This is a genomic window from Bradyrhizobium sp. WYCCWR 13022, from assembly GCF_030435535.1.
In the GTDB taxonomy this organism is placed as follows: Bacteria; Pseudomonadota; Alphaproteobacteria; order Rhizobiales; family Xanthobacteraceae; genus Bradyrhizobium.
In genome coordinates, this window is the sequence record NZ_JAUIZJ010000043.1 from 138,958 (window position 1) to 151,973 (window position 13,016).

12 protein-coding genes are annotated in these 13,016 nt (G+C 63.6%); 3 read left to right on the forward strand and 9 right to left on the reverse strand.

The features are described from left to right. Position 1: 1 nt before the first annotated feature. Complete coding sequence (locus QY049_RS36325) at positions 2–1,465, reverse strand: cell wall hydrolase (protein WP_258762815.1); 1,464 nt, start codon at positions 1,463–1,465, stop codon at positions 2–4. 209 nt (positions 1,466–1,674) lie between these two features. Here QY049_RS36325 and QY049_RS36330 point away from each other — a divergent pair, with 209 nt between their 5' ends. After that, on the forward strand, positions 1,675–1,917 hold the full coding sequence (locus QY049_RS36330; protein ID WP_258762816.1) for a hypothetical protein: 243 nt from the start codon (positions 1,675–1,677) through the stop codon (positions 1,915–1,917). 57 nt (positions 1,918–1,974) lie between these two features. Here the strand turns inward: QY049_RS36330 and ppdK are convergent, their stop codons facing one another. Together ppdK and QY049_RS36340 are read right to left on the reverse strand one after the other, a co-directional pair. Next, positions 1,975–4,887, reverse strand: coding sequence for a pyruvate, phosphate dikinase (gene ppdK, locus QY049_RS36335; RefSeq protein ID WP_258762817.1), 2,913 nt, complete (start codon positions 4,885–4,887; stop codon positions 1,975–1,977). Between the two features lie 96 nt (positions 4,888–4,983). Then, positions 4,984–5,139 (reverse strand): DUF3096 domain-containing protein, encoded by a 156-nt coding sequence (locus tag QY049_RS36340; RefSeq protein ID WP_258762818.1) that lies wholly within the window; start codon positions 5,137–5,139, stop codon positions 4,984–4,986. 237 nt (positions 5,140–5,376) lie between these two features. Here QY049_RS36340 and QY049_RS36345 point away from each other — a divergent pair, with 237 nt between their 5' ends. Further along, positions 5,377–5,730 (forward strand): DUF1236 domain-containing protein, encoded by a 354-nt coding sequence (locus tag QY049_RS36345; RefSeq protein ID WP_194477293.1) that lies wholly within the window; start codon positions 5,377–5,379, stop codon positions 5,728–5,730. Between the two features lie 179 nt (positions 5,731–5,909). Here the strand turns inward: QY049_RS36345 and glyS are convergent, their stop codons facing one another. The 6 genes from glyS to QY049_RS36375 all read right to left on the reverse strand — a co-directional run bounded on the left by glyS (position 5,910) and on the right by QY049_RS36375 (position 11,641). Then, the gene (glyS, locus tag QY049_RS36350) at positions 5,910–8,147 is read right to left on the reverse strand and encodes a glycine--tRNA ligase subunit beta (protein ID WP_258762819.1); all 2,238 of its coding nucleotides are present in this window, start codon (positions 8,145–8,147) and stop codon (positions 5,910–5,912) included. Beyond that, the gene (locus tag QY049_RS36355) at positions 8,147–9,082 is read right to left on the reverse strand and encodes a glycine--tRNA ligase subunit alpha (RefSeq protein WP_194477295.1); all 936 of its coding nucleotides are present in this window, start codon (positions 9,080–9,082) and stop codon (positions 8,147–8,149) included. The genes glyS and QY049_RS36355 overlap by 1 nt, the downstream gene beginning before the upstream one ends. Positions 9,083–9,232: 150 nt before the next feature. Beyond that, positions 9,233–9,424, reverse strand: coding sequence for a hypothetical protein (locus tag QY049_RS36360; RefSeq protein ID WP_194477296.1), 192 nt, complete (start codon positions 9,422–9,424; stop codon positions 9,233–9,235). A gap of 104 nt (positions 9,425–9,528) precedes the next feature. Further along, entirely contained in the window at positions 9,529–10,437 is a 909-nt protein-coding gene (locus QY049_RS36365) for a S49 family peptidase (protein WP_194477297.1), read from the reverse strand. Positions 10,438–10,653: 216 nt separating this feature from the next. Further along, entirely contained in the window at positions 10,654–11,421 is a 768-nt protein-coding gene (locus QY049_RS36370) for a tRNA1(Val) (adenine(37)-N6)-methyltransferase (RefSeq protein WP_258762820.1), read from the reverse strand. Continuing rightward, the gene (locus QY049_RS36375) at positions 11,414–11,641 is read right to left on the reverse strand and encodes a DUF2007 domain-containing protein (protein ID WP_194477299.1); all 228 of its coding nucleotides are present in this window, start codon (positions 11,639–11,641) and stop codon (positions 11,414–11,416) included. Before QY049_RS36375 ends, QY049_RS36370 begins: the two co-directional genes overlap by 8 nt. A gap of 129 nt (positions 11,642–11,770) precedes the next feature. Here QY049_RS36375 and QY049_RS36380 point away from each other — a divergent pair, with 129 nt between their 5' ends. Continuing rightward, on the forward strand, positions 11,771–12,778 hold the full coding sequence (locus QY049_RS36380) for a polyprenyl synthetase family protein (RefSeq protein ID WP_194477300.1): 1,008 nt from the start codon (positions 11,771–11,773) through the stop codon (positions 12,776–12,778). Positions 12,779–13,016: the final 238 nt, after the last annotated feature.

Sequence of the window (13,016 nt, forward strand, 5' to 3'; positions counted from 1 at the left end):
CTCAGCGACGCTCGGTCACGCCCATCTCGGCTGAGCTCTTGGCTTCCTGCACGAGCTCGGCCGAGAGCGCGGCGGTTTGCGCCGGCGTGCCCCAACTCGGCTCCTCGTCGCCGTCGCCCCAGGCGCGGGGCCTGTAGAAGGTGTGAACGCCGAATTTGTACATCTTCTTCATCTCGGCGACCCAGGATGGACGCACCCAATAGGCATGATAGTGCGTCGACTTGCCGACCTCGGGCAGCCAGATCTGGCCATCGAGCATCGCCTTCGAAATTTTCCTGGCCCGCTCCCACATCTCGGGCTCGCGGATCACGTCGGGATTGTTGTCGCAGGCGAAAGTGAACTGGCAGGCGAAGTGGCGGTACTTGTTCTGGTAGACGACGCCGCAGACGTTGTCGGGGTATTTGCCGGAGAATACGCGGTTCATCACCACCTGCGCGACCGCGATCTGGCCGCGCACGGCCTCGCCGCGGGATTCGAAATACACCGCCTCGGCGAGGCACTTTTCCGACTTCGCGCGCGACTTCTCGTCCAGCGCCAGCCGCTCGGCCGGCGATTTGGAGCGCTGGTTGTCGGCGTTGACCTCGCCCTTCGGCGCGACGCTCTCGCCGCTCTCAGCCGCATTTCCGGCGCCCTCGTTCGGCGGCGACAGCGAGGCGACTTTCAAATCAGGATCGGGCATCACGATCAGCGGCTCGGCGCCGGGCTGCCAGCTCTCGATGCTCTCGAGATTGCCGCCAAGCGAGGAGCTGCCGAAGAACAGGTTCGAGGTCTTGACGCTGAAGGGATCGCGTGGCGGAGCGGCGACCGCCGCCTGCTTCAGCGCGTTGAGCGGCTGCGCCGCGAAAGACAGGGCATTGTCGTCCGCCTTCGGTGCACTGGTATATTGAGCCAATGGCGGCGCGCGCATCGCTTCCTGGAGTTCGGGATCGAGCGCTGCCGCGGACTCAGGCGACATCGCCTGCGGCTGCGCGACGGGCAGCTCAGCCGTTTTGGCACCAAATACCGAGCTGTTCGAGGTCGCGGGATCATGCTGCGGGGGCGCCGCGGCAGGCTCGCTCGTGTCAGGCACTGGCGTCGGCGTCACGGTGGCAAGACGGTCGCCCTTCAGCGCACGCTCGACCTTGGGAAAATCGGAGGCCCGGTAGCGCGCCGGTGCCTGCAGCGCCGGATTGCCGCGAGAAATGGTGCCGGTGACGTCGCGGCTGTCGAGGCTCGCGAGGCGAACCATCGCGCTCTGCGGCGCAGACGTCCCGATCGGGCGAGAGAAGCTGTAAGTCGCGAGCTGAATGGACGAGGCCGCAGAGAATACCTGCTTCTGCCAGCGCTCGACGACGCCGGGTTGACGCGCCAGCAACGAGCCTATGTCCTGATAGCCGATCTCTCTGGGCATCAATGTGAAGACCAGGAGACCGATTCCGAAGGACGCGAACTGCGCGCCCTTCGGATGGTTACGCAACACTGACATCGATACGCTCACGCTACGCTTACGCCAGTTTTCGACCGAACCCAGTACATCCGTGCAATTCGATCTTTATCGTAAGTATCCAATTTAGGTTGCCGGGGCGTTAATCGGCGTTGCGCTGCCGACACACTCAAGCCGCCTCAAGTGTTTTCGCGGAGCGATGCTGCGCATTGGTAAATGCGGGCTGATCTGAAGCGGTAAACAAGTGCTCAATGCAAATGGTGAAGGAACTCTTGCTGACGCGTATCAATACGGGACGCGTGCGTTTCCTCGGTCGTCATTGCTACCGTAGCTTCCACATCATCGGTGTCATGCGCCGGCTTGACCGGGATATCCAGTACGTCGCAGCCCCTCGATTGAATCACTGCTTGCCCGGAGCACTGGATCGCCCCGGTCAAGCGGGCGATGACAGCGAGGGTGTGGCGACAGCGTTGTCTCAAATGAAGGTCGCCTGAAACGAAAAGAGGCGGAGCCAAGCCCCGCCTCTTTCGCATCACATATGTCGCTTTAACTTACGCCTGGCTCGCAATCGCCTTGCCGAGTGCGGCTTGTGCTGCGGCAAGTCGTGCGATCGGCACGCGGTAGGGCGAGCAGGAGACGTAGTCGAGACCGACATCGTGGCAGAACGCAACGGACGCCGGATCGCCGCCGTGCTCGCCGCAGATGCCCATCTTGAGCTTCGGCCGTGTCTTGCGGCCGCGCGCCACTCCGATCTTGACCAACTCGCCGACGCCTTCCTGGTCGAGTGAGATGAAGGGATCGATCGAGAGAATACCCTTTGCGACATACGGACCGAGGAAGCTCGCGGCGTCGTCGCGACTGATGCCGTAAGTCGTCTGCGTCAGGTCGTTGGTACCGAACGAGAAGAACTCGGCGCTTTCGGCGATCTCGGACGCGAGCAGACAGGCGCGCGGCAGCTCGATCATGGTGCCGACTTGATAGGCGATCTTGGTGTTGGTATCGCGCATCACGGCCTTCGCGGTCGAATCGATCCGTGCCTTGACGAGATCGAGCTCGGCCTTGGTCGCGATCAGCGGCACCATCACCTCGAGGCCGACGGCCTTGCCGGTACGCTTCTCGGCTTCGACCGCGGCTTCGAAGATCGCGCGTGCCTGCATCTCGGCGATCTCGGGGTAGGCAATCGCGATGCGGCAGCCGCGGAAGCCGAGCATCGGATTGAACTCCGACAGCTCGCGGGCGCGGTCGGCCAGACGCCGCGGATCGGTGTTCATGGCGCGCGCCACTTCCTCGACCTCGGCGTGGGTGTGCGGCAGGAATTCATGGAGGGGAGGATCCAAAAGCCGGATCGTGACGGGCAGGCCCTTCATGATCTCGAACAGCTCGACGAAGTCGGCGCGCTGCATCGGCAGAAGCTTTGCCAGCGCGGCACGACGCGACTGCTCGTCTTCGGAGAGGATCATCTCGCGCACCGTGCGGATGCGCGTCTCTTCGAAGAACATGTGCTCGGTGCGGCAGAGACCGATGCCTTCCGCGCCGAACTTGATCGCGGTGCGGGCGTCGTCCGGCGTGTCGCCGTTGACGCGGACGCCGATCTTGCGGACCTGGTCGGCCCAGTTCATCAGCGTACCGAACTCGCCGGAGAGCTCCGGCTCGATCATCGGCATGCGGCCGGCCAGCACCTGGCCGAGCGAGCCGTCGATGGTGATGACATCGCCGGCCTTGAAGGTGCGCGAGCCGATGCTCATGGTGCCGCGGCCGTAATCGACGCGGATGGTGCCGCAGCCGGAGACGCAGGGCTTGCCCATGCCGCGGGCGACGACTGCCGCGTGCGAGGTCATACCGCCGCGGGTGGTCAGGATGCCCTCGGCGGCGTGCATGCCATGGATGTCTTCCGGGCTGGTCTCGATGCGGACCAGAATCACCTTGCGTCCGTCGCCCTGGAGCTTGGCCGCTTCGTCCGAGGAGAACACGATCTCGCCGGAGGCAGCTCCCGGCGACGCCGGCAAGCCGGTCGCGATCACGTCGCGCTTGGCGTTGGGATCGATGGTCGGGTGCAGCAGCTGGTCGAGCGAAGCGGGATCGATCCGCGTCACCGCTTCCTTCTTGCTGATCAGGCCTTCATTGGCGAGCTCGACCGCGATGCGCAGCGCCGCCTTCGCGGTGCGCTTGCCGCCGCGGGTCTGGAGCATCCACAGCTTGCCCTGCTCGACCGTGAACTCCATGTCCTGCATGTCGCGGTAGTGCTTCTCGAGCAGCGTGTAGATCCGCGTCAGCTCCTTGAAGGCCTCGGGCATCGCCGCTTCCATCGACGCCTTGTCGGAGCCCGACTCTTTCCGCGCCTCTTCGGTGATGTCCTGCGGCGTGCGGATGCCCGCCACCACGTCCTCGCCCTGCGCGTTGATCAGGAACTCACCATAGAGCTTGCTCTCGCCGGTCGAGGGATTGCGGGTGAAGGCAACACCGGTCGCCGAGGTCTCGCCCATGTTGCCGAACACCATGGCCTGCACGTTGACCGCGGTGCCCCAGGATTCCGGAATGTCGTGCAGCTTGCGGTAGGTCACCGCGCGCGCGTTCATCCAGGATGAAAACACCGCGCCGACCGCGCCCCAGAGCTGGTCATGCGGATCCTGCGGGAATTCCTTGCCAGTCTCGCGTGCGACCGCGTCCTTGTACTTGCCGACCAGGTCGACCCAGTCCTCGGCGGTAAGGTCGGTGTCGAGCGTATAGCCCTGGCTGTCCTTGAAGGTGTCGAGGATCTCCTCGAAGTGATGATGCTCGAAGCCGAGCACCACGTCGGAATACATGGTGATGAAGCGGCGATAGCTGTCATAGGCGAAGCGGCGGTCGCCGGAGAGTTCCGACAACGCTTCCACCGTCTTGTCGTTGAGACCGAGATTGAGCACGGTGTCCATCATGCCCGGCATCGAGGCGCGCGCGCCGGAGCGCACGGAGACGAGCAGCGGGTTCCTGGTGTCGCCGAACACCTTGCCGGTCAACTTGCCGACATAGTCCAGCGCCTTCTCGACCTGCGACTGCAATTCCTTCGGATAGGATTTGTCGTGGGCGTAGAAGTAAGTGCAGACCGAGGTCGGGATGGTGAAGCCCGGAGGCACCGGCAGGCCGAGATTGGCCATCTCGGCGAGGTTGGCGCCTTTGCCGCCGAGCAGGTCGCGCATCTCCGTGCGGCCCTCGGCCCTGCCGTCACCGAAGGTGAAGACCCACTTGTTGGCCGGGATCTTGGCTGGTGCGTTCTTGGCCGGAGCCGCCTTCGCAGCAACGCTCTTGGTCGCAGCCTTGGCTGCCGGCTTGGCGGCGGCCTTCGCAACCGTCTTGGCGACCGGCTTCGGCGCGCTCTTCACGGCGCTCTTGGCAAGCGTCTTGCGTGCCGCCGGCGCGGCCTTCGCCTTGGCGGAGGACTTTGATTTCGCTGGGGATTTCTTAGGCTTCGAGGCGGCTTTGGCCATAGCTTGCACACAACCTGCGAGAGGAACGGGAAATTGCGGGCCTTACACCATTTTGGGCGGGCCCGCGCAAGTCGAAGAGTTCCGGAAAATGAAGGCCTAGAGATGGAGCCACTTCAACAAACCGAGCCCGATCGCGCCATTGATGATGAGAAATATCGCGACGATCAGGTTCAGCAGGCGCGGCATGATCAGGATCAGCACACCCGCAAGCAGGGACAGGAGCGGCGAGATGTGGGCGACGGCGATGTGCATGAATTTTCTTTCCGAGCGTTAGGGCGAATCGCGGGCGGATCATACCGGACCGGGTTCCGCGGGTAGAGACGCGCGGGCCGCCCGACGGGTTCCGCCGTTCGCGAAAACTGCCCGAAATTGCCGCTGATGCGGCAAGGCTTTTTCGGAACATCGCGCGCGGCGCAGCATTGGCAACCGGTCGCGCCACTGGCGCGTCCCCTAAAACCACGTCGCAAAAGCACGTCGAAGGAGTTGCCCATGCGGAACAGGATTCTCGCCCTTGCAGCGCTCGCGGCCGCGATCGGCTCGCCCGTCGCGGCGCAGGCGCAAACCGGGATCACGGTGGGACGCGCGCCCGTCGTGGTCGATAGCGGCCCGACGATTGCGGTCGAGCAGCGGCCGGCTTTCCGTGACTATGTCGTCGAGCAACGTGTGCCGGCCTTCCATATTCCGGATCGCGTGATCGTCGGTGCCACCTTACCTGAAACCGGCATCACCTATTATGACGTGCCGCAGCGTTTCGGCGCGACGACCTATCGCTACACCGTCGTGAACGGCGAGACGGTGCTGGTGGAGCCGCGCTCGCGACGCATCGTCGAGGTGATGGACTGATGTTGGTCGACTAGATGTCCGGCGCGCCATTTCAATCAGGCTGGCGCGAGCAGTGTTGATCGGACATCAGGCCCTGCCCGGTCTTCCCCCCGCCGGGTGGGGCATTTTTTGTGCCGTCATTCCGTGGCGCGCGCAGCGCGAGCCCGGAATCACAGTGGTGTTTGCCGCGCGAGCGCGCCTCAATCCTGGATCTTCGAGAAATCCGCTACCGCTCGCGTGGCGCTGCGGATCTCGTTCAGCAGCTTCAGGCGGTTCTCGCGCACCCTGGCATCGTCGTCGTTGACGCGCACCTTGTCGAAGAACGCATCGACGGGCGGACGCAGCTTTGCCATCGCACTCATCGCGGCCGCAAAGTCCTCCTTGGCAACAGCAGCGCTCGCTTCCGCCTTCACCTCGCCGATCGCCTGGGCCAGCGCCTTCTCCTCGTCGAGGCTGTAGAGCGCTGCGTCCGGCGCACCGTCGAAGCTGCGCTTGTCCTTCTTCTCCTCGATCGCAAGGATGTTGCTGGCGCGCTTGGTGCCGGCGAGCAGGTTCTTGCCGTCGTCGCTTTCGAGGAATTTGCCGAGCGCCTCGACGCGGCGGACGATCAAAACAAGATCGTCTTCAGTGCCCAACTCCAGCACCGCCCTCGCGAGGTCATAGCGCGCTCCTTGGTTCCGAAGCTGAGCTTCTAGGCGGTCATCGATAAACAGCCGAAGGTCAAATATCTCGTCCAGTGCATCCTCGACCTCCTCGTCTGGAAGCTCGGCCGGGAACGCTTCTTTCTCAAGCTTCGACAGGATGCGATTTGCCCTACGAGCAGTAATCACCTCGCTGGGAAGCTTCTTTAGCTCGTCTGCAAGACGATCCAACTTTTGGTGCTTTAGTTCATCCCGGACCTGAATATGAGCGGGAATGAACACATCCATAAGTGGAATTCGAAGCTGATTTTCGACGATAATTCGAATGACACCAAGCGCGGCACGGCGCAAAGCATAAGGATCTTTGCTTCCGGTCGGCCGCTCATTTATCACCCAAAAGCCCATGAGCGTATCGATCTTGTCGGCAAGCGCCACCGTCACACTCACGGGATCGATCGGGATGCGATCAGCCGGCCCCTGCGGTTTGTAGTGCTCTTCACAAGCCGCAGCGACCGACGGGTCCTCGCCTTGGGCCAACGCGTAGTATTTGCCCATCAAGCCCTGCACTTCGGGGAACTCTCCGACTACTTCGGTGAGCAAGTCCGCCTTGGCCAAACGAGCTGCGCGCTTGGCCTTCTCGACATCAGCGCCGACCAGCGGCGCGATCTCTGCTGCTAACACCTCAATGCGCTTGATGCGTTCCGCCTGCGTGCCGAGCTTCTCGTGGAACACGATCTGCTCGAACTTCGGCAGACGATCCTCAAGCTTCGTCTTCAGATCAGTCTCATAGAAGAACTTCGCATCCGACAGGCGCGGACGGATCACGCGCTCATTGCCCGATACGATGACCTTGCCGCCGTCAGCCGCCTCGATATTGGCGGTGAGGACGAACTTGTTGGTCAGCTTCCCGGTCTTGGGATCCTTGACCACAAAGCACTTCTGATTGTTGCGGATGGTGGCGCGGATCACCTCGTCGGGGATCTTGAGATATTCCGCCTCGAACGATCCGATCATGACGACGGGCCATTCGACGAGGCCCGAGACCTCGTCGAGCAGCACCTGATCCTCGACCAGTTCAAAACCTTGCGCGAAGGTCAATTCCTTGGCGTCGGCGAAGATGATGTCCTTGCGCGCCTGCGGATCGAGAATGACCTTTGCCGCCTTCAGCTTCGCTTCGTAGTCCTCAAAACGACGAACCGAAATCGCAGCCGGCGCCATGAAGCGATGACCATAGGTGGTCTGGCCGGTCTCGATGCCATCGACCTCGAACTTCACGATATCGGGCTCTTCCGTCTCGGGCCCAAACGTCGCGGTGATCGCGTGCAGCGGACGCACCCAGCTCAGCGAGCCTGATTTGGCCGAGCGTGCGCCCCAGCGCATCGATTTCGGCCAGGGGAAGGTGCGGATGATGACGGGAAGGATTTCCGCGAGCACGTCGATCGCGTCGCGGCCGGGCTTCTCGATCAAGCCGATGTAGAAATCGCCCTTGGGATCGCGCTGGATCTTGGCCTCATCCAGCGATTTCAGGCCAGTCGCCTTCAGGAAGCCCTGCACGGCCGCATCGGGCGCACCGACCTTCGGCCCGCGGCGTTCGGTCTTCAGGTCAGGCTGACGCGCAGGGATGCCGTGCACGGTGAGCGCAAGGCGGCGCGGCGTCGCGAACGCCTTGGCGCCTTCGTAGACGAGGCCCTCGGCGACGAGCTTGTCGGTGACCAGGCGGCGCAGATCGTCGGCCGCCTTGGCCTGCATCCGCGCGGGGATTTCTTCGGAAAACAGTTCAAGCAAAAGATCGGGCATCAGGCCGCTCCGCCCGCTTCAGTATGGATCCAGGCCTCGCCGCAAGCCTTGGCCAGCTCACGCACGCGAAGAATGTAGCTCTGTCGTTCGGTCACGGAGATCACGCCGCGCGCGTCGAGCAGGTTGAAGACGTGGCTCGCCTTGATGCACTGGTCATAGGCGGGCAGCGCCATGAGATGCGCGTCGCGCTTGCCGTCCTTCCAGCCTGCTTCGAGATATTTCCGGCAGGCCGCCTCGGCCATCTTGAATTGCTCGAACAGCATCGCGGTGTCGGCGACTTCGAAATTGTGCTTCGAATATTCCCGCTCAGCCTGCAGGAAGACGTCGCCATAAGTAACCTTCTGGTCACCGTCGCCGCCGTTGAAATTGAGGTCGTAGACGCGGTCGACGCCCTGCACATACATCGCGAGGCGCTCGAGCCCGTAGGTGAGCTCGCCCGCAACAGGCGCGCACTCGAAGCCGGCAACCTGCTGGAAATAGGTGAACTGGCTGACCTCCATGCCGTCGCACCAGCACTCCCAACCGAGGCCCCAGGCGCCCAGCGTCGGGCTCTCCCAGTCGTCCTCGACGAAGCGGATGTCGTGCACGGCGGAATCGATGCCGATCGCGGCGAGCGACTTCAGGTACAGCTCCTGAAGGTTCGGCGGCGACGGCTTCATGATTACCTGGAACTGGTAGTAGTGCTGCATCCGGTTTGGATTCTCGCCGTAGCGGCCGTCCTTGGGGCGGCGCGAGGGCTGCACATAGGCGGCGTTCCAGGGTTTTGGCCCGAGCGCGCGCAGCGTGGTGGCCGGATGGAAGGTACCCGCACCCATTTCCATATCGTAGGGCTGCAGGATCACGCAGCCCTGCTCGGCCCAGAACCGCTGGAGCGCGAGGATGAAGCCCTGGAACGAGCGTTCCGGGCGCATATGGGCGGGCAATGAGGCGTCCATCGTCAGATCAGGCTCTCGCGGGGGGTTGAATCGCGCGGGACCGTATCGACGGCGGGGGTGGGAATCAAGGCAAAGGGGGGGTGAATGACGTCATTCCGGGGTACCCGAAGGGTGAACCCGGAATGACCGTGCGTATGGAAAGGGCGCTACCTAACCCGGCCTATAGGCTCCAGTGACGGGGTCACGCTTCAGCGTCTGGATGGTCCCCATAGAGGCGGCCTCGGCGACGCGCGACAGGCGCATCTCCTCCAGCTCCTCGTTGATCCTGATGGCAGTCTTGTAGGCCCAGCGGACCACGGCAAGCCCACCCAGGACGCCCGCAAATGCGATAAACGGCGGCATCGGTCGATCCTTGTCTCGTGCTCAGCCCCCACACGCATATTCGCGCAGTCCGGCCCGAGCCGCAATTGGCTCGCGGCGGACCAAATGGCGCGGGAAGGCGGCGCCTAGAACCCGAATTTCGCCCAAATCGCCCGCGTCTCGATCGCCGAGATCAGATCATCCGGCAGGCCGGCCATTGATTCCATGGCTGAAAGCTGCCCCGCGCCGGGCGATTTCCGCCCCAACAGGCCGGACAGCAGCCCGGCCGGCTGCGCGATCACGGGGGTGAGAACCTTCTCGCCATAGCGGGCACGAAGAGTTGAGCGGAGATCGCCGATACCGTCGGCGAGCCCGAGCGCGATCGACGTCTCGCCGGCCCAATACTCGCCGGTGAACAGCGTCTCGTCCGCGCCCTTCAGCCTGAGACCGCGGCTCTCCTTCACCAGCGCGATGAAGATCTGGTGGATCTCTCGCTGAAGCGCCTTCAGCTTGGCGACGTCATCGGGGTTTTCGGGCAGGAACGGATCGAGCATCGCCTTGTGGGTGCCGGCCGTGTAGAGGCGCCGCTCGATCCCGAGCCGCTTGATCGCTTCCTGGAAACCGAAACTGCCGCCGACCACGCCGATCGAACCGAGGATCGAGGACGGATCGCAGAAGATCTCGTCGCCGGCGCAGGCGATCATGTAGCCGCCGGAGGCCGCGACGTCCTCGACGAACACCAGCACCGGCAGCTTCTTCTCCGCCGCCAGCTGCTTGATGCGCAGATAGATCTGGCGCGACTGCACCGGCGAGCCGCCGGGCGAATTGATCACCAGCGCCACCGCCTTGGCGTTGCGATAAGAAAAGGCTCGCTCCAGCACCCGTGCGACACCCGCCAGCGTCATGCCCGGGCGCAGTGGCGTCACTGCGCCGATCACGCCCGACAGCCGCACCACCGGCACAACCGCGGCGCCGGGGCGGATGCGCGCCGGCAGATATTGCATGAGCTTTTCGGCAAGGCCGGAATTTTCGCGATCGTTCAATTGCTCGGCCATGCCGTTACTCCTGATTTACCAATTCTTATCACGCGACTGTCATTGCTGGTGCCTGGAACGTGTTTTGCAGAATCCCTGTTGGGAAGCTGCAATGAGGCAGCGGAGGAAGCGACATGAAGGTCTATCTGCTGTTGATGCTGATCGGTGCGCTTTTCACGGCGATTCGCTTTACATCGCGGCCGGAACAGCAGTCGGAATCGCTTCCGCAGTAAGCCGTCACGGCTCCGCCAGCGGCAAGACCGCCCTCCCCTCCAGAATATTCCGCACCTCTTTTCTGGGCACACCTGACTCATTATTGAGCATCAGGCCCGGCAACAACCGCAACGGCGCCCGGCCGCCCTTGACGGCGCGGATCAGCACACGGATCGCAGGCCTGCCCGCTTCGCCGTGAACCGGCAGGACCGCCACGCTGCCGAAACCGCGTGACAGCGCTGTCAAAACGTCCGCAAGTCCATCCGCACGCCAGATCAGCGTCAGCACACCGCTCGATCGAAGGAGCCGCCTTGCAGCATGCACCCACGCATGCAACGTCTCCTCGGTCGCGACATGCGCGGTGTGACGCGCCTGGTTCGGCGAGCCGCGATGCCGCGCGGCATCGTTGAACGGCGGGTTCATCAACACGCAGTCCGCACTGTCGGGCATGAGCCCGCGTGCCGCGAAGGCCTGCGCGTCATCAGTGACGTCGAGCACCACAACCTCAACCGCGATCGCATTTGCCGCCGCGTTGGCGCGCGCGAGTTCGGCCAGTTCCGGATCGATCTCGACGAGACGAAGGTCGATGCCCGCGGCGCGCCGGGCCAGCGCCAGCCCGGCGGTGCCGACGCCTGCGCCGAGATCGACGACGCGGTCGCCTTCGCGAGCCTCGGTCGCCGCCGCAAGCAGGATCGCGTCATGTCCGGCCCGGTGGCCAGATCGCTTCTGCTTGAGCAGCAACTGCCCGCCGAGAAAGGCGTCCTCGGTGAAATCTGTGACGACGTCAATCATCGCCGCGCAGCTCGTGGCTGAGGCCGGCCTCGGTCAGCAACTGCCGGGCCGCGGTGGCGTCGTCCTCATGGACCAGGATCCGCCGCGGCAGAACGCCGAGCGAACCCTCGATGATGCTCATGTTCTGGTCCAGCACCAGATGATGGATGTTGGCGCCGTCGAGCAGCGCGCCAATCGCCGACACCAGCACGATATCGTTGGTCCGAACCAGTTCACGCAAACGAGCCTCCTGAGCTGAAAAGGGTTAAGCGGCAATGTCAATGGTTCCACAGGCCTTGCCGCATCCCCTTCCAGTTTCTATTGTCTTTCCATCAGAATAGCCCCTCCGGGGCAAATATTGGAGACCGGCGTGGCCGTCATCGTACCTTTCGAAACCCCCGGCGCGTCGATCGAAGAGCTGGTTGCCCTTGTCGCCGGCGACATGGAGCGCGTCAACGCCACGATCCTGTCGCGGACAGGGTCCGATGTGACCATGATTCCGGAGGTCGCCAACCATCTGATCTCCTCCGGCGGCAAGCGGCTGCGCCCGATGCTGACGCTCGCCATGGCCAACCTCGCCGGCTACGCCGGCGACGGCCACATCAAGTTAGCTGCCTCCGTCGAGTTCATGCACACCGCCACCCTGCTGCACGACGACGTCGTCGACGAGAGCGAGATGCGCCGCGGCAAGCTGTCGGCGCGCATGCTCTGGGGCAATGAAGCCAGCGTGCTGGTCGGCGACTTCCTGCTGGGACAAGCGTTCCGCATGATGGTCGAGGTCGGCTCGCTCCGCGCTCTCGACATCCTCTCTGCGGCCGCGGCGACCATCGCCGAGGGCGAAGTGATGCAGCTCGCCGCCGCCAAGAACACCGCGACCACCGAGGACGAATATCTCGCCGTGATCCGCGGCAAGACCGCCGAGCTGTTCGCAGCGGCTTGCGAGGTCGGCCCCGTCATCGCCAATCGTCCGAAGGCCGAGCAGACCGCCTGCCGTTCCGTCGGCATGAATCTCGGCATCGCCTTCCAGCTCGTCGACGACGTGCTCGATTATGGCGGCAAGAGCGCAAAACTCGGCAAGAACACCGGCGACGACTTCCGCGAGGGCAAGATCACGCTGCCGGTGGTGCTCGCCTTCCGCCGCGGCAACGATACCGAGCGCGCGTTCTGGATCAAGGCGCTCGAGCGCGGCGAGATCGGCGACAGCGACCTCGATCACGCCATTGGCCTCATGAACAAGCACCGCGCGCTCGAGGACACACTGAGCCGCGCGCAGCACTACGGCGCCATGGCCGTGGACGCGCTGGCGCTATTCCCGTCCTCGCCGATGAAGAGCGCGCTGGAGCAGGTTGTGGCGTTCTGTCTGGCGAGATCACACTGAGCGCGATCGCTCCCCAGCAGCCTATCACGACCGCACCTCGATCAGCCCCGTCACTCTGAGGCACTCGCGCCTCAGAGTGACGGCGATAGATTCGCGCTCGCTGCCCCATTCTCGTCATTGCTGTGCGAGCGCAGCGAAGCAATTCAGAATCCCTCCTCGGAAACAATCCACCAACTCACACTCGAACCTCGGCGGTAGTTCGACGGTCGCAGCTTCGCCATCTACCATCGTTCACCTA